The sequence below is a fragment of the Streptomyces sp. NPDC008150 genome, assembly GCF_042956945.1.
In the GTDB taxonomy this organism is placed as follows: Bacteria; Actinomycetota; Actinomycetes; order Streptomycetales; family Streptomycetaceae; genus Streptomyces.
In genome coordinates, this window is sequence record NZ_JBIBHJ010000016.1 from 75,712 (window position 1) to 92,489 (window position 16,778).

Genomic DNA, 16,778 nt, shown 5'->3' on the forward strand with positions numbered 1-16,778 from the left:
ATCGCGGAGGTTCGGGCACCGGTACGGCAACGGCCTGCGAGCACGCCGAGATTCCGTTCCCCGGGCAGGACTTCCGGGTATCGGCCTCTCTGCGGGACGAACTGCACGCGCCGCTCGCGCGGTGCGCGGCCCCGGACGGATGGACTCGACACGCGTGACGGAGCACCCGACCTCCTTCGAACGCCCCCAGCCGGGCGTCGGCCCCGTGGATCACCACGGGGCGTTCCCGCTCGCCCCGGACGCCGTACGCTCCCCCGGTGCCGCCGCCCTGCCCGCCCAGGCGCGCTCCGGCGAGACACCGGGCACACCGGGCGCCGTCACCCCGTACGGCGCGGACGGCCGTCGTCCGGACGGGCCGCCGGCCCCCGGGGCCGGCCCCGCCGCCGCCGGCCCGGAGCACTCCCAGCCGTCCGCGGCCGAGACGGGCACGCACCGCCCGCGCCCGGCGCCGGAGAGCATCCCGGTCCAGCCCGGTACCGGACAGGACCGTGCGCCGCAGGTGGCCGAGGGCCTGGAGCGGCGCAGCGGACAGGGCCTGCCCGCGGGCCGGCCGATGCCGATGCGCCGTGACGGCGACCGGCTGCGCTACGTGGGCGCGGCGACGCGGCGGATCGCCCGCGGCATAGACCTCGACGAGATCGTGATGGGCCTGTGCCGGGCCACCGTGCCGACGTTCTCGGACGCGATCCTCGTCTACCTGCGCGACCCGCTGCCGGTCGGCGACGAGCGGCCCAGCGGCGACTTCGTGCTCCGGCTGCGCCGCACCGACCGCATCCCGGCGGCCGAGCGCGACGCGGACGGCGTGCTCAGCCCGCCGCTGCTGCCGGAGCCGCCGGCGCCGTTCACGGCCGCCGCCGAGCGCTGCGACGTGCGGCCGGACGGCGCGCTCGCCGAGGTGCTGCGCGGTGTGCGCCCCGTCTTCGCGGACGCGCCCGGTGCCCGTGCCGCCCTGCCCGAACTGCTGGGCGAGGCGGGCGTGCCGGTGGTGCCGGTCGGGCAGCGCGCGATCCTCGCGCCGCTGCGCGGACGCCGGCTGGTGATCGGCGCCGCGGTGTTCCTGCGCCGCGCCGAGCGGCCCGCGTTCGAGTCGGAGGACCTGCTGGTCGCGGCGCAGCTCGCCACGCACAGCGCGCTCGGCATCGACAAGGCCGTGCTGTACGGGCGCGAGGCGTACATCGCCGACGAGCTCCAGCGCACGATGCTGCCGGAGACACTGCCCAACCCGACCGGCGTACGGCTCGCGTCCCGCTATCTGCCGGCCGCCGAGACGGCGCGGGTGGGCGGCGACTGGTACGACGCGATCCCGCTGCCGGGCAGCAGGGTCGCGCTCGTCGTCGGCGACGTGATGGGCCACTCCATGACGTCGGCGGCGATCATGGGCCAGCTCCGGACGACCGCGCAGACCCTGGCCGGCCTGGACCTGCCGCCCCAGGAGGTGCTGCACCACCTCGACGAGCAGGCGCAGCGCTTGGGCACCGACCGCATGGCGACCTGCCTCTACGCGGTGTACGACCCGGTCACGCACCGCATCACCATCGCCAACGCGGGCCATCCGCCGCCCGTCCTGCTGCACCTGGGCGGCCGCGCCGAGGTGCTGAAGGTGCCGCCGGGCGCCCCGATCGGCGTGGGCGGCGTCGACTTCGAGGCGGTCGAGCTGGACGCGCCGGCGGGCGCGACGCTGCTGCTGTACACGGACGGGCTGGTCGAGTCCCGGCTGCGCGACGTCTGGACCGGTATAGAACAGCTGCGCGAGAAGCTGGTGGCGACGGCCCGGCTCACCGGGGCGGACCACCCGCCGCCGCTGGAGGCGCTGTGCGACGAGGTGCTCGACATGCTCGGGCCGGGCGACCGGGACGACGACATCGCGCTGCTCGCCGCCCGCTTCGACGGGATCGCGCCGAGCGACGTCGCGTACTGGTACCTGGACCCGGAGGACTCGGCCCCCGGCCGGGCCCGCAGGCTGGCGCGGCGCGCCCTGGCCCGCTGGGGTCTGGAGGACATGACCGACTCGGTGGAGCTGCTGGTCAGCGAGGTCGTGACCAACGCGGTGCGCTACGCGTCCCGCCCGGTCACCCTGCGCCTGCTGCGCACCGACGTGCTGCGCTGCGAGGTCGGCGACGACGTCCCGCAGCTTCCCCGGCTGCGGCAGGCCCGCGCCACGGACGAGGACGGCCGCGGGCTCTACCTGGTGAACCGGCTGGCCCGGCGGTGGGGCGCGACCCGGCTCAGCACGGGCAAGGTCGTCTGGTTCGAACTGAACCGCGCCTGACACCGGCACACCGCCGGGCCGCACGGCCCGGCGGTTGAACCGCACGTGCGGGGTACTCGCGTCCCGAGCCCCGACAGCGACTCGTTTCAGAACCGAACCGGATTTGGACGCAGTCCAAATGTTGCCGACCCATCGTCGGCGGAGTTGACTGCTCGGGGTGAGCGAACCCACCTGAAACCCCCCTTTTCGATGGGAGGACGCTCGTGACGCAGGCGCCCCAGCAGGTCCCGTACACGACGAACAACGCCGGAATCCCGGTGGAGAGCGACGAACACTCGCTCACTGTCGGCTCCAACGGCCCGGTCCTGCTCCAGGATCACTACCTGATCGAGAAGATGGCCCAGTTCAACCGGGAACGGGTCCCCGAGCGCGTCGTCCATGCCAAGGGCAGCGGCGCGTACGGAGTCTTCGAGGTCACCAACGACGTCAGCCAGTTCACCAAGGCCGACCTCTTCCAGCCCGGGAAGCGCACCGAGATGCTCGCGCGGTTCTCCACCGTCGCCGGCGAGATGGGCTCCCCGGACACCTGGCGCGACCCCCGCGGCTTCGCGCTGAAGTTCTACACCGAGCACGGCAACTACGACATGGTGGGCAACAACACCCCCGTGTTCTTCGTCCGTGACGCGATCAAGTTCCAGGACTTCATCCGCTCCCAGAAGCGGCACCCGCAGACCGGTCTGCGCAGCAACGACATGCAGTGGGACTTCTGGACGCTGTCCCCCGAGTCCGCGCACCAGGTGACGTGGCTCATGGGCGACCGGGGCATCCCGAAGACCTGGCGCAACATGGACGGCTTCAGCTCGCACACCTACATGTGGGTCAACGCGGGCGGCGAGCGGTTCTGGGTCAAGTACACCTTCAAGACCGACCAGGGCATCGAGTTCCTCACCCAGGCCGAGGCCGACGAGCTGGCCGGCAAGGACGCCGACAAGCACCGGCGCGACCTGTTCGAGTCGATCGAGGCGGGCGACCACCCGTCCTGGACGATGCACGTGCAGGTCATGCCGTTCGACGACGCCCCGGACTACCGGTTCAACCCGTTCGACCTGACGAAGGTGTGGCCGCACGCCGACTACCCGCTCATCGAGGTCGGCCGGATGACCCTGAACCGGAACCCCGAGGACCACTTCGTCCACATCGAGCAGGCGGCGTTCGAGCCGTCCAACATGGTGCCGGGCATCGGCCCGTCGCCGGACAAGATGCTGCTCGGCCGGCTGTTCTCGTACCCGGACACGCACCGGTACCGGATCGGCCCGAACTACGCGCAGCTCCCGCCCAACAGGCCGCACTCCCAGGTGAACTCGTACGCCAAGGACGGCCCGATGCGCTACGAGTCCAACAACGTGGGAGCGGTGTACGCGCCCAACTCCTACGGGGGCCCCGCGGCGGACACCGCGCGGTTCGGCGACGTCGCGGGCTGGCAGACGGCCGGCGACATGGTCCGGGAGGACTACAAGCTGCACGCCGAGGACGACGACTGGGGCCAGGCCGGCACGCTGGTGCGCCAGGTGCTGGACGACGCGGCGCGCGACCGGCTCGTCTCGAACATCAGCGGCCACCTGCTCCAGGGCGTCACGCCCCCGGTGCTGGCCCGCGCGGTGCAGTACTGGCGCAACGTCGACAAGGACCTCGGCGACCGCATCGCCGCCAAGGTCAACGGCGGCTGACACCGGCGCCGCGACACACGGAAGGCCGTTCCCCAAAGGGAACGGCCTTCCGGCGTACGCGCGCCGCCCGGGAACGCGGGACCTACCGCCCCGTGTCCTCGTCGTCCTGGCCGAGCGGGTCGTCGCCCTCGTCCGTCTCGGTGGCCGTCGGGGTCGGCGTCGTTCTCGTCGCCGTCGGGGTCGGCGTCGTGGTCTGCGACTGCGTCTCCGTCGGCGTGGGCGTCGGCGTCGCCTCCTCGGTGGTCGGCGCCTGCGTCGTCGGCTCCTCGGTCGTCGGGGTGGGCGTCGGCGTCGGCGTGGGTGTCGCCGACTTCGTCGGCTGGACGGCCGCGCCCTGCGTGGTGTCCAGGTCGAACTTGCTGACGCCGCCCATCGCGGAGAACGTGTACTGCGCCCAGATCTGCGCCGGGTAGCCGCCACCGTTGATGCGGCCGGTGCCGGGGATCAGGCCGGTGGCGCCCTTGAGCGTGACCTGCGTGTGCTTCTTCGCGTCCTCGCCGAACAGCCCGACCGAGGTCACCAGGTTCGGCGTGTAGCCGGTGAACCAGGCCGACTTGTTGTTGTCGGAGGTGCCCGTCTTGCCCGCCACCTGCTGCCCGTCGCGCGCGCTGTTGTCCCGCACGGAGGTCTTCGCCGTACCGTCGTCGACCACGCCGGTGAGCACCGAGGTCACCGTGTCGGCGGCCTCGCGGCTGATGACCTGGTCGCCGATCGGGCTGTCGAGCTTCACCGTACGGGTGCTCTGTTCGGCCGACTTGAGGATGGACGGCGAGACCTGCTTGCCGTGGTTGTCGAAGGTCGCGTAGACGGACGCCATCTCCAGCGGGCTCGCGCCCATGCTGCCGAGCGTCTGCGCGGGCACCGCCTGCACCCCGTCGGTGTCCATGCCGAGCTTGCTCGCCACGTTCAGCACCTTGGTCATGCCGACGTCGACACCCATCTGCGCGAACACCGAGTTGACGGACTTGTTCATCGCGGTCTGCACGGTGATGTTCCCGTAGTCCGCGTCGTCCTCGTTCGGCGGCGAGAAGGCGATGTCGCTGCCCTTCACCGGCCTGCCGCTGGTGCCGTCGTAGATGGTGTTGGCGTCGATCGGCTTGCCGTCCTGGGTCTCCGCGGCCTCCTGCATGGCGGCGGCGAGGATGACCGGCTTGAACGTCGAGGCCGGCTGGTAGTCCGCTCTGGTGGCGTTGCTGATGTAGTGCTTGTAGTAGTCCTTGCCGCCGTACAGCGCCACGATCCTGCCGGTCTTCGGCTCGACGGAGACCGCCCCGGCCTGCACGTTGCCGTCGACGGAGCGTTTCTTCGCATCGAGCTTGCTGGTGAGCTGCGCCTTGACGGCGGTCTCCAGGTCGGCCTGCTTGGACTTGCTGATGTTCAGCGTGATCGTCCAGCCCTTGCCGTCGACCGCCGCGTCGGCCTCGGACTTCGTCAGGTTGTTCTGCTTCATGAGCTGCGCCGCGAGCTGGTCGTTGGCGAGCTTGACGAGATAGCCCTTCTGCCCGTCGAGGCCCGCGGCGCTCTTCGGGTCCTTGGGCACGGGGAACTCCATGGCCTGCCGCTTGGAGGCGCTGAGCCACTTCTGCTCGACCATGTTGTCGAGGACGTAGTTCCAGCGGGCCTTGGCCAGCTTCTTGCCGGTGTCGGACGCCACGGCCCAGTCGTACTGGCTCGGCGCCTGGAGCAGCGCGGCCAGGTAGGCACCCTGCTGGACCGTCAGCTTGCTCGCGTCGACGCGGTAGTACGCCTGGGCGGCGGCCTGGATGCCGTAGGCGCCGCGGCCGTAGTAACTGGTGTTGATGTAGCCCGCGAGGATGTCGTCCTTGGACATCTGGCGGTCCACCTTCAGCGAGATGACCAGTTCCTTCAGCTTGCGCGAGACGGTCTGGTCCTGGCTGAGGTAGTAGTTCTTCACGTACTGCTGGGTGATCGTCGAACCGCCCTGCTTGCCGCGCCCCAGCGCGGTGTTGAGCAGACCGCGGGTGGTGCCCTTCAGGTCGACGCCGGCGTCCGAGTAGAAGGACTTGTTCTCGGCGGCGACGAAGGTGTGCTGGACCGGCTTCGGCACCTTGGACAGGTCGACGGTCTCGCGGTTGACCGCGCCGACGCGGGCGAGCGTCGTGCCGTCGCTGTACTTGTAGACGTTGCTCTGGCTCTGCGCCTCGGCGTTGCCCTGGGGGACCTGGACCACCATGTACAGCACGATGAAGCTGCCGATGACGAGCAGGCAGAGGCCGAAGAAGGTGCCGAGGATCTTCTTCCACGTGAAGAGGCGGCGCAGCAACCCCTTCTTGGGGCCGGACTGGCGGGCGGCCGCCCGGTGTCCCGTGCCGGCGGCGGTCGGCGCGGAAGCTCCGGGTGCCGAGCGGTGGCCACCGCGCTGTCGCGCTCGTCTTTCTTCCGCTCGTCCCATGGATTCGTCCGCTCCGCCTTCGTTCTTGTCTTTTCCCGGCTCTTGTTCGACCGGTGCGGGCCGTTCCGGGCCGCTCACGGGCGTTTCACAGCCGCCCGGCCCGAGTCAGCTCAGAAAGCTAACACCCCTCTATGTGACAAAGGGCCCACGATCCGGTCTTTTACGGACGTGACAATGAGCACCCCGTTCCTGTGGAACCGACGCGGAAGGCGGCCGGAAGGGTGCGCGGCGACTTCGGCGACGAGCGGCGGCCGCCGTAAAAATGCTATCACTTTGATAGAAGCGCGAGTAGGCTGGGACGAGGCGCCCGCACCGCCGCGGGGCCCCTCCACCGGAACGGGGACCACCATGTCCACGCACGACACGCACGGCGCCCAGGACCCGCACGACACCGCGGACGGCGCGCCCAACGCCCCGGCCGCGGCCACCGTGCCCGAGATGCCGGCGCCCCGGGTGCGGGAGTTCACCGCGCACAGCATCGGCGGCGGCCTCGCGCTGCTGCTCGGCCTGGTCGGACTGCTGGCCGGCGCCGCCCTGCTCTTCTCGACGGCCGCGACCACGTCCGCCGGTGTCAGAGCGGTGCTGATCGTGGCCGGCATCGTCGTCCTGCTGGCCTCGTTCATCGGCATGAGAGGGCTGAACACGGTGGCCCCCGGCGAGGCGCGGGTCGTCCAGCTCTTCGGGCGGTACCGGGGCACGATCCGGCAGGACGGACTGCGCTGGGTGAACCCGTTCACGTCGCGCACCAGGATCTCCACCCGCGTGCGCAACCACGAGACCCCGGTCATGAAGGTCAACGACGCGTACGGCAACCCGATCGAGCTGGCCGCGGTCCTGGTCTGGAAGGTCCAGGACACCGCGCAGGCCACCTTCGAGGTGGACGACTACAAGGAGTTCGTGGCCACGCAGACCGAGGCCGCGGTGCGCCACATCGCCATCGAGTACCCGTACGACGCCCACGACGAGGGCGGTCTCTCGCTGCGCGGCAACGCCGAGGAGATCACCGAGAAGCTCGTCGTCGAACTGCACGCCCGCGTGGCGGCCGCCGGTGTGCGGATCGTCGAGTCCCGCTTCACGCACCTCGCCTACGCGCCCGAGATCGCCTCCGCGATGCTCCAGCGCCAGCAGGCGGGCGCGGTCGTCGCGGCCCGGCGGCTGATCGTGGACGGTGCGGTCGGCATGGTCGAGGCGGCGCTCGCCCGCATCGCCGAGCAGGGCATCGTGGAGATGGACGAGGAACGCAAGGCGGCGATGGTGTCCAACCTGCTCGTGGTGCTGTGCGGCGACCGCGCCCCGCAGCCCGTCGTCAACACCGGGTCGCTCTACCAGTGACGACGCCGGCCGCCGGGAACACGCCCCCGGAGAAGGTCCCCGCGGCGGAGGGCTCCCCGGCGCAGGAGCCCCCCGCGGCGGAGGCCGCTCCCGCTCCCCCGCGTGCGGCGCGGGCCGCGCGCCGCGCGCGCAAGCAGGTGCTGCTGCGCCTCGACCCCCTCGTGCACGACGCGCTGGCCCGCTGGGCGGGCGACGAACTGCGGTCGGCCAACGCGCAGATCGAGTTCCTGCTGCGCCGCGCGCTGTCCGACGCGGGACGCCTCCCGCGCGACACCGGCCCCCTCCCCCGCCGCGGCCGCCCGCCGGGCGGGGCCGCGCGGCCGGCCGCGGAGGCGGACGAGGACGACTGAGGCGGGCGCGGCGGCGGCCCCCTCAGAGGCTGTACTCCTTGATCACCCGCCGCACCTGGGCGAAGAGCATGCCGACGTTCACCGACTTGCGGCAGACGACGACCGCCACCACGTCCTGCTCGTCGACCATCCGTACGAACAGGTGCGTCAGATTGGCGCTGTTGACCAGGATCTCCTGGAAGAAGTGCTCGTCCCCCTGAGTGCCCCGGCGCTCCTTGAAGATGTCCTCGATCATGACGACCGTGCGCCCCTGGAACAGGTCGAGGGTCGCGCCCGCCAGCAGGTCCAGGACCTCGGGCGGATGGTTCTCGACGGTCTCGTACGAGAGCAGCATGCCCGTGGACATGTCGACCACGCCCGAGGCCAGGCACTCGGGGGCGTCCGTACGGAGAGCCTTGACCAGGCCCATCACCTGATCGGAAAAGCCGGTAGCGGTCATACGCTTCGTCGCCATCCCTTCACACTCCCTTGGGGGCCTTCTGGAGAAGGCCCGGTACCGCTTCCGCCAGGACCGGTACGGTCCCGGCGCCCGCCGGTGCCCGGTGCTCCGGGGCCGCCGCGGCCCCGGCCGGTACCGACTTGCCGACGAGGATCGACTCGATCCGGTCGATGACCGGCTGGGTCACCCGGTGCAGCCTGTCGACGTCCATGCCCTCGTCGCCCAGCACCACGAGCAGCGCGGTGTCGCCGACGGCGTAGAAGGCCGCGCAGCCGTGGCTGCCGTAGGTCACCGTGCGGCGCAGCGTGCCGCGCCCGGTGGCCTGAGCGGTGCGCCGGGCGAGGCCCAGGCCGGCCGCCGAGAGCGCGGCGAGTCCTTCCGGTTCGATCGTGACGGCGGTGTCGGCCGCGATGAGCAGCCCGTCGGCGGCCGCCACCGCCGTGTCGGTGATCCCGGCCACCTGTTCGCGCAGTTCGCGCATCTCCAGGGCCAGGGCCTTGTGGTCCATGTCGTCAACTCCCTTGCTTGTGGAACCTGTTCAGGAATACGGAGAGACCGGTGGCGGCATTTCCGCTGCCCTATCGGGCAGTTCCGTTCCGCATGCGGAAGAACCCTTTCCAACTCGCGCCCGCCTTCTGCGGGGTGAGCGCCTCGGTGATGCCGCTGGCACCCGGGGTCCGGCGCGGCAGGATGACCGGGTCGCCGGGCGGCTCCGGCGGCCCGTACGGCGGTGGGGGCGGCGGCGGTTCCCGGTGCCGGACGGCGTGCGTGTCCGCGAGGATCCGCACGGGCGCGGGGGCGGCGGGGTCCGGGCACTCCAGCAGCCCGGCGGCGAGCATCCGCCCGACCTCGACGGTGACGGCGTAGACACCGCGTCCGGAACGGAACGCCAGGTCACGGGCGGTACTGCGCCCGTCGGCCCGGTCGAGCAGCTCGCGCTGGAGCTCGCCGAGCCGGACCTGCGGCAACTCGGCTGCGGGCAGCGGGCGTTCACGGTCCGGGCGTACCGGGTACGGCAGTGAGCTGACGGCGGCGAGCCTGCGGACCGAGTCCTGGAGCAGTCGCAGCGGCCCCTCCCCCACGGGGACCCGCGCCACCGGCTCGGTGCCCGGGACGCGTTCGCAGGAGTCGATCCGCCCCGCGACGATCGCGAAGGCGGCGTCCTGGAGCGCCAGCATGCACACCACCCTGAGCTGCGCGGCCCCGGCGTAGCCGTGCGCGACGAGTCCGGCCTCCGGCCAGCGCGCGCCCCCCGATTCCCTGACCAGTTCGGCCCACTGGTCGCCGTCGATGCGGCCGGAGCGCAGCAGCAGCGCCTCGGGGCCCGGGGCGCCGGGGCTCTCCACGGCGACGACGAGTCCGTCGCGCAGGTGGAAGGAGCCGCCGGGCCGGCCGGTCACCCGCACCTCCCCCGTGAACCACTCGCGCCCGCAGTCCGTCAGGGCGCGCGAGAGCAGGTCGTAACCGACCCGGCCAAGGGAATCCCGAACGTCCGACATCACTCCCCTTGACATTTCGCACACACGCCTGATGCGTAACGCTGAGGGGGTATGTGTACCAGCCGGGAAGGGAATTCAGCCGTGGCTTCTTCCGACCTGCCTTCCGGTGACGGAAGTTGAATTCACCTGCCTTTCAACTTCCGCCGCGACAAGCCCATTTGACCGAAAGGGAGGCGCCTTCTTGCAGTACCGGAAGGCCGCCGCCGATCAGGCGGCGCCGTCCTCGCACACCCGCACCGGCAGCGGACGCAGTGCCTCGCGCAGGGCGGCCGCCAGTTCCGTGTACTCGGTGGCGCGGGCCGAACCGGTGCGCATGGCGAGCGCCACGCGCCTGGCCGGGGCGGGGGCGGCGAAGCGGCCGGTGAGCAGGCGGCTGCTGCGCGAGGTCTCGACCTTGACGGCGGTCCGCGGCAGCAGGGTCACCCCGAGCCCGCCGGCGACGAGCTGCACCAGGGTGGCGAGTCCGGCCGCCGTGGTGGTCACCGGCACGTCGTCGCGGCCGGCCTCGCGGCAGATGTCGAGCGCCTGGTCGCGCAGGCAGTGCCCCTCGTCCAGGAGCAGCAGGTTCAGCTCGCGCAGCGCGGTGCGCGGGATGCCCTCGCGGCCGCCGAGCGAGTGCCCCAGCGGCGTGACGAGCACGAAGTCCTCGTCGAACAAAGGGAGTTCGGCGACCCCGGGCACGCCGACGGGCACCGCGAGCAGCAGCAGGTCCAGCCGTCCGCCGGTGAGCCCGTCCAGCAGGTTCGCGGTCTGCTCCTCGTACACCTCCAGGTCGAGGTCCGGGTAGCGGTCGCGGGCCAGGCGCAGCACGGTCGGCAGCAGGTAGGGGGCGACGGTCGGGATGACACCGAGCCGCAGCGCCCCGGTGAAGGGGGCGCGCAGCGCGTCCGCCTCGTCGAGCAGCGCGCCGACCCCGTCGAGCACCGCCCTGGCCCGCACCGCGAGCCGCTCCCCGGCGGCCGAGAGCAGCACGCGGCGGGTGGTGCGCTCCAGCAGGGTCACCCCGAGGATCTCCTCCAGCGCGGAGACGGCGCCGGACAGCGCGGGCTGGCTCGTGCCGATCGCGGCGGCGGCGTCGCGGAAGTGCAGATGCTCAGCGACCGCGGCGAAGGCCCGCAACTGCGAAAGGCTGGGCTGCCGCCGTCCCCCGCCCCTGGGCGCACCCACGAAAACCCACACCCCTCACTGATGGTCACTGATAACGGAACTCGATCAACACGACCGAGTGTAGCTATTTCCGTAATCAATCCAGCGTGTGCCAACATCGCCAGAGTCCAACCCGTGGGAAACGTCCGCGAACCGGGCGTTTCCTCGTTGCAAGGAGAGCGTGTGCTCACTGTCGGTGACAAGTTCCCCGAGTTCGAACTGACCGCCTGCGTCTCGCTGGAGAAGGGCCGGGAGTTCGAGACGATCGACCACAAGACCTACGAGGGCAAGTGGAAGGTCGTCTTCGCCTGGCCCAAGGACTTCACCTTCGTGTGCCCGACCGAGATCGCCGCCTTCGGCAAGCTGAACGACGAGTTCGCCGACCGTGACGCGCAGGTGCTCGGCTTCTCCGGCGACTCCGAGTTCGTGCACCACGCCTGGCGCAAGGACCACCCGGACCTGCTGGAGCTGCCGTTCCCGATGATGGCGGACTCCAAGCACGAGCTGATGCGCGACCTCGGCATCGAGGGCGAGGACGGCTTCGCCAAGCGCGCCGTCTTCGTCGTCGACCAGAACAACGAGATCCAGTTCACCATGGTGACCGCCGGTTCCGTCGGCCGTAACCCCAAGGAGGTCCTGCGGGTGCTCGACGCCCTGCAGACCGACGAGCTGTGCCCGTGCAACTGGAGCAAGGGCGACGAGACCCTGGACCCGGTCGCGCTGCTGGCCGGTGAGTGACCCGTGTCCCTCGACTCCCTGAAGTCCGCCATACCGGACTACGCCAAGGACCTGAAGCTGAACCTCGGTTCGGTCATCGGCAACTCCGACCTCCCGGCACAGCAGTTGTGGGGCACGGTGCTCGCCACGGCGATCGCCTCGCGCTCCCCGATCGTGCTGCGTGAGCTGGCGCCCGAGGCGAAGGCGAACCTGTCGGCCGAGGCGTACACGGCGGCGAAGTCCGCCGCGGCGATCATGGCGATGAACAACGTCTTCTACCGCACCCGGCACCTGCTGTCGGACCACGAGTACGGCACGCTGCGGGCCGGCCTGCGGATGAACGTCATCGGCAACCCCGGTGTCGACAAGGTCGACTTCGAGCTGTGGTCGTTCGCCGTGTCCGCCATCAACGGCTGCGGCATGTGCCTGGACTCGCACGAGCAGGTGCTGCGCAAGGCCGGCGTCGACCGGGACACGATCCAGGAGGCGTTCAAGATCGCCTCCGTCGTGCAGGCGGTCGGCGTGACGCTGGACGCCGAGGCGGTCCTGGCCGAGTAGTCGGCAGGCTCCTCGCCCCGAACGCGGAAGAGGGCTCCCCCTGACGGGTGGAGCCCTCTTCCGCGTTCGCGCCCGCTCCCGGGGCGGCCCAACGGCCGCCCCCGCGGCGTTACTTGGGGGTGTCGTCCCCGGTGTCCGGACGGCCGGTGGCGGTGTCCGGCACGGTGCCGGGGCCGCGGTCGACGCCGGCCTCGGGGGCGGAACCGGCGTCCTGCGGCTCGGCCGCGCCGGGGGCGGCCTCGGCGCGTTCCAGCTCCTCCTCGGCCGCCGCGTCCCGGTCCGCGTCGCGCTTCGCGTCCTCCACCGCCTGCTCGGCGATCGACGACCGCTCTCCGGCGCCGTGCCCCGGCCCGTCGCCGGACGGCGAGGACACCGGCGGCTGCACCATCGCCTCGCCCAGCGCGGTCGCCCCGTGCGGTGCCGGCGAGTGCCGCAGCGACGCCTCGTGCGTGTACGCCCGCAGGTAGCCGACGACGGTGTTGGTGACCGCGACGAGCGGCACGGCGACGACGGCGCCGCCGATCCCGGCGACCATCCCGCCGGCCGCGACCGACAGCACCACGGCCAGCGGGTGCACCCGCACCGCGCGGCCCAGGATGAACGGCTGGAGGATGTGCCCCTCGATCTGCTGCACGGCGAGCACCACGGCGAGCACCAGCACGGCGGTGAGCGGGCCCTGGGTCACCAGGGCCACGACCACGGCGAGCGCGCCGGAGACGACCGCGCCCACCAGCGGGATGAACGCGAACAGGAAGATGAACACGGCCAGCGGGACGGCCATCGGCACGTCGAGGAAGAAGATGCCGAGACCGATGAAGATCGCGTCGATCAGGGCGACTATGACCGTGCCGCGGACGTACGCGGTGAGGGTGCGCCAGGCGCGCGGACCGGCACCGGCGACGCCGGGGCGGGCCGCGGCGGGCACCAGCTTGAGCGTCCACTCCCAGATGCGGCGGCCGTCGTAGAGGAGGAAGAGCGTCGAGAAGATCGCCAGCAGGATGCCGGTGAGGGCCTCCACGATGACGGTGACGCCCTCCAGACCGGCCGAGGTGATCTGGTCGGTGTTGGCACTGACCGCGTCCCGGAGGTTCTTGGAGATCCCGTTGATCTGCTTGTCGGTCACGTGGAAGGGGCTGTTGAGCAGCCACTTGCGCAACTCGTCGATGCCGTCCTGGACCTGGTCGGAGAGGTTGTCGAGGTTCTCCATGATCTGCCAGGTCACGAACCAGCCGATCAGGCCTATCACGACGAAGCCCAGGATCGCGGTGAGCGCCGTGGCCAGGCCCTGCGGCAGCCCGTGCCGGCGCAGCCGCGCGACGGTCGGCTGGAGCAGCGCGGTGACCAGGAGAGCGGCCACGAAGGCGAGTACGACCAGTTGCACGGCGCTGATGACGCGCATCAGCACCCATACCGTGCCCGCGAGGACCAGCAGCCGCCAGCCGGCCTCGGCCGCGACGCGCACTCCCCACGGCACCGCCTGCGCCGGGTCCGGACGCACCACCACGGGAACCGGGACGGCCGTCGGGGACATCTCGGCGGGGGCGGCGGACCGTTCGGGTTCGGAGTGGTGGTCCCGCTCCGCCTCGGCCCGGCGCTCGTCGAGCCGTTCACTCATCTCGGCCAGTCCGGCACCGAACCGGCCGACCCACCGTGGCACTCGCGACATGATCCGTCCTCTTCCCCCGTCCCGCGCAGACACTCCCCGCGGGAGCCGTTCGTTCCCGACCGTACATCGCGAAAGCCCCTCCCCGAGGACGGGGAGGGGCTTCACGAGGTTGAGCGGCCGCGGGACATGGGACGGTTCGTCCCGGTACGGCGCAGGGGCCGGACTAGTACCAGCTGTTGGCCTGCCAGAACGACCAGGCCTCGCACGGGCTGCCGTAGCGGCTGTCCATGTAGTTGAGGCCCCACTTGATCTGGGTGGCGGGGTTGGTCTGCCAGTCGGCGCCCACGGAGGACATCTTGGAGCCGGGCAGTGCCTGGAAGAGGCCGTACGCACCCGAAGAGGCGTTGACCGCCTGGTAGTTCCAGCTCGACTCGTGGTCCACGATGTTGCTGAAGCACTGGAACTGCGCGCTCGGCACCATCGAACGGGCCATCGCCTGGATCTGCGCGACGGTGTAGGAGCTCTGGACCGCGAAGCTGGACGCGTCGGCCGTGGAGGTCTTGGCCTCGCTGCGGCTGGCGGCTTCCTTGGCCTCGGCGCGCTCCTTGGCTTCCTTCTCCGCCTTCTCGGCGGCTGCCTTCTTCGCGATCGCGGTCTTGGCGGCCGCCTTGCGGGCCGTCTCCTCCGCGTCCTTCTTGGCGCTGGCGTCAGCGGCGATCGCCTGGGCGTCCGCCTGCTGCGTCAGGGACGCGGTCTGCACCTGGGCCTGCTGGCCCGCGGGGATGTCCGCAAGGAGCGTCGCGTCGCTTGCCGTCGCCTCGGCGTCGTTGTTCGCTGCCTGTGCGGTGCTGCCCGAGGCAACTCCCACAACGCTTCCGACGGCGGTGACCGCGGTGGCCGAAGCCACTGCGAATCCCCGGACCGAAATCCGGCTCACACGGTTTCCTTCCAGCATCGCCCGCTTCGGTGACCCTGGCGGACGCAATCGTGCCCCTTGACGCTGGCCTCCCAACTGCGGGGTCACGGAGGCGCGGGCCCGATCGGCAACTCCCTTGAGAGGAGCACCGGGTGAAGACGGGCGGCATACGACGACGCTATGGAGTTGGCTGTACTTCTCAAGAGGCGCCGTATCTCCGGAGGGACAGGAGGTACGACTGCGTCGCATGCGGGGCCTGACAGGACTGAGACTCTGCCGTAACCGGACGCCGCGAGGCAATTCCGAGTTGCGTGTGAAAGCTCACATGCCGTTTGGCCCAGGGGATTTCAAGAAAGGGCTCCACACGAAGGCGCCGCCCGGCTAGGCTCACTGCCTTTGCCGAGCGGCGCCAACTCGCCTGCTGACCAGCTATGTTGCCCGCATCCGGGGCAATTCAGGCGGAACGCGGGCCGGCCGGAGGGCACACCCCCGGCCGGACCGGATCAGATCTGTCCCTCCTCCAGCATTTCGGTCACAAGGGCCGCGATCTGGGACCTTTCGGACCGGTTGAGGGTGACGTGCGCGAAGAGCGGATGCCCCTTCAGTTTCTCGACGACGGCGACCACTCCGTCGTACCGGCCGACCCGCAGGTTGTCCCGCTGGGCGACGTCGTGGGTGAGGACCACCCGCGAGTTGGCCCCGATCCGGGACAGCACGGTCAGCAGCACGTTCCGTTCGAGGGACTGCGCCTCGTCCACGATCACGAACGCGTCGTGCAGGGAACGGCCGCGGATGTGCGTCAGCGGGAGGACCTCCAGCATCCCGCGCGACGTGACTTCCTCGATGACCTCACGGCTGGTGACCGCGGAGAGGGTGTCGAAGACGGCCTGGGCCCAGGGGCCCATCTTCTCCGCCTCGGAACCGGGCAGATAGCCCAACTCCTGCCCGCCGACCGCGTACAGCGGCCGGAAGACCATCACCTTCTTGTGCTGCCGCCGCTCCAGGACCGCCTCCAGGCCCGCGCACAGCGCGAGCGCCGACTTGCCGGTGCCGGCCCGGCCGCCCATCGACACGATCCCGATGTCGGGGTCGAGCAACAGGTCGAGCGCGATCCGCTGTTCGGCGCTGCGGCCCTTGATGCCGAACGCCTCCCGGTCGCCGCGCACCAGCCTGACGTCGCCGTCCGGCGTGACCCGGCCGAGCGCCTTGCCGCGCTCGGACTGGATCGTCAGACCCGTGTGCACGGGGAGCCCGGACGCCTCCGGGATGTGGGCTTGGCCCTCCTCGAAGAGGACGTCCACCTGTTCGCCGGAGAGCGTCAGTTCGGACATCCCGGTCCAGCCGGAGTTGTCCATGATGGCGAGCTCGGCGCGGTACTCCTCGGCCAGGAGCCCCACGGAGGACGCCTTGATCCTGAGCGGGAGATCCTTCGAAACGACGGTGACGTCGAATCCCTCGGCCTGGAGATTGCGGGCGACCGCGAGGATGCGTGAGTCGTTGTCCCCCAGGCGGTAGCCGCTGGGCAGCACGCTGGGGTCCGAGTGGTTGAGCTCGACGCGGAGTGTCCCGCCGAGATCCCCGAGCGGGATGGGGGCGTCGAGGCGGCCGTACCGGACCCGGAAGTCGTCGAGCAGGCGCAGGGCCTGCCGGGCGAAGTAGCCGAGTTCGGGGTGGTGCCGTTTCGCCTCCAGCTCCGTCACCACGACGACGGGCAGCACTACCTCGTGCTCGTCGAAGCGGGACATTGCGTTCGGGTCGGCCAGCAGGACGCTGGTGTCGAGAACATAGGTGCGCCGTTCAGGCTTGTGGCGCTGTGTGCTGGTCACCACGGAAGGACGTACCCCCTCGTAAGAGGTCGGGGAGCGA

The 16,778-nt window shown here is 71.0% G+C and carries 14 protein-coding genes; 6 read left to right on the forward strand and 8 right to left on the reverse strand.

The genetic code is table 11. From position 1 onward, the window contains the following. Positions 1-139: 139 nt before the first annotated feature. Entirely contained in the window at positions 140-2,269 is a 2,130-nt protein-coding gene (locus ACFZA0_RS31675) for a SpoIIE family protein phosphatase (protein WP_391023341.1), read from the forward strand. Between the two features lie 203 nt (positions 2,270-2,472). Next, positions 2,473-3,936, forward strand: a complete 1,464-nt coding sequence (locus ACFZA0_RS31680) for a catalase (RefSeq protein ID WP_391023343.1) — start codon at positions 2,473-2,475, stop codon at positions 3,934-3,936. Between the two features lie 82 nt (positions 3,937-4,018). Here the strand turns inward: ACFZA0_RS31680 and ACFZA0_RS31685 are convergent, their stop codons facing one another. Then, on the reverse strand, positions 4,019-6,349 hold the full coding sequence (locus ACFZA0_RS31685; RefSeq protein WP_391023344.1) for a transglycosylase domain-containing protein: 2,331 nt from the start codon (positions 6,347-6,349) through the stop codon (positions 4,019-4,021). A 348-nt stretch (positions 6,350-6,697) separates the two neighbouring features. On the opposite strand from ACFZA0_RS31685, the gene ACFZA0_RS31690 reads away from it, so the two are divergent. Both ACFZA0_RS31690 and ACFZA0_RS31695 read left to right on the forward strand, forming a co-directional pair. After that, positions 6,698-7,681 (forward strand): SPFH domain-containing protein, encoded by a 984-nt coding sequence (locus tag ACFZA0_RS31690; RefSeq protein ID WP_391023346.1) that lies wholly within the window; start codon positions 6,698-6,700, stop codon positions 7,679-7,681. Further along, the gene (locus tag ACFZA0_RS31695; protein ID WP_391023347.1) at positions 7,678-8,031 is read left to right on the forward strand and encodes a hypothetical protein; all 354 of its coding nucleotides are present in this window, start codon (positions 7,678-7,680) and stop codon (positions 8,029-8,031) included. The genes ACFZA0_RS31690 and ACFZA0_RS31695 overlap by 4 nt, the downstream gene beginning before the upstream one ends. A gap of 22 nt (positions 8,032-8,053) precedes the next feature. Here the strand turns inward: ACFZA0_RS31695 and ACFZA0_RS31700 are convergent, their stop codons facing one another. The 4 genes from ACFZA0_RS31700 to ACFZA0_RS31715 all read right to left on the reverse strand — a co-directional run bounded on the left by ACFZA0_RS31700 (position 8,054) and on the right by ACFZA0_RS31715 (position 11,136). Next, positions 8,054-8,485: a hypothetical protein gene (locus ACFZA0_RS31700; RefSeq protein ID WP_391023349.1), complete on the reverse strand. Its 432-nt coding sequence runs from the start codon at positions 8,483-8,485 to the stop codon at positions 8,054-8,056. 4 nt (positions 8,486-8,489) lie between these two features. Next, positions 8,490-8,978: a roadblock/LC7 domain-containing protein gene (locus ACFZA0_RS31705; RefSeq protein WP_391023351.1), complete on the reverse strand. Its 489-nt coding sequence runs from the start codon at positions 8,976-8,978 to the stop codon at positions 8,490-8,492. 70 nt (positions 8,979-9,048) lie between these two features. Beyond that, entirely contained in the window at positions 9,049-9,969 is a 921-nt protein-coding gene (locus tag ACFZA0_RS31710) for a MarR family transcriptional regulator (protein WP_391023353.1), read from the reverse strand. A 207-nt stretch (positions 9,970-10,176) separates the two neighbouring features. Then, positions 10,177-11,136, reverse strand: a complete 960-nt coding sequence (locus tag ACFZA0_RS31715) for a LysR substrate-binding domain-containing protein (protein WP_391023355.1) — start codon at positions 11,134-11,136, stop codon at positions 10,177-10,179. Between the two features lie 162 nt (positions 11,137-11,298). On the opposite strand from ACFZA0_RS31715, the gene ACFZA0_RS31720 reads away from it, so the two are divergent. Together ACFZA0_RS31720 and ACFZA0_RS31725 are read left to right on the forward strand one after the other, a co-directional pair. Next, entirely contained in the window at positions 11,299-11,853 is a 555-nt protein-coding gene (locus ACFZA0_RS31720; RefSeq protein ID WP_391023356.1) for a redoxin domain-containing protein, read from the forward strand. Positions 11,854-11,856: 3 nt separating this feature from the next. Then, positions 11,857-12,390: a carboxymuconolactone decarboxylase family protein gene (locus ACFZA0_RS31725; protein WP_391023357.1), complete on the forward strand. Its 534-nt coding sequence runs from the start codon at positions 11,857-11,859 to the stop codon at positions 12,388-12,390. Between the two features lie 109 nt (positions 12,391-12,499). Here ACFZA0_RS31725 and ACFZA0_RS31730 read toward each other — a convergent pair whose 3' ends face one another. From ACFZA0_RS31730 to ACFZA0_RS31740, 3 genes are all read right to left on the reverse strand, one after another. Next, complete coding sequence (locus ACFZA0_RS31730; protein WP_391023359.1) at positions 12,500-14,056, reverse strand: AI-2E family transporter; 1,557 nt, start codon at positions 14,054-14,056, stop codon at positions 12,500-12,502. Between the two features lie 163 nt (positions 14,057-14,219). Continuing rightward, on the reverse strand, positions 14,220-14,933 hold the full coding sequence (locus tag ACFZA0_RS31735; protein ID WP_391023360.1) for a lytic transglycosylase domain-containing protein: 714 nt from the start codon (positions 14,931-14,933) through the stop codon (positions 14,220-14,222). A gap of 482 nt (positions 14,934-15,415) precedes the next feature. Next, positions 15,416-16,741: a PhoH family protein gene (locus ACFZA0_RS31740; protein ID WP_391023362.1), complete on the reverse strand. Its 1,326-nt coding sequence runs from the start codon at positions 16,739-16,741 to the stop codon at positions 15,416-15,418. Between the last annotated feature and the right edge of the window lie 37 nt (positions 16,742-16,778).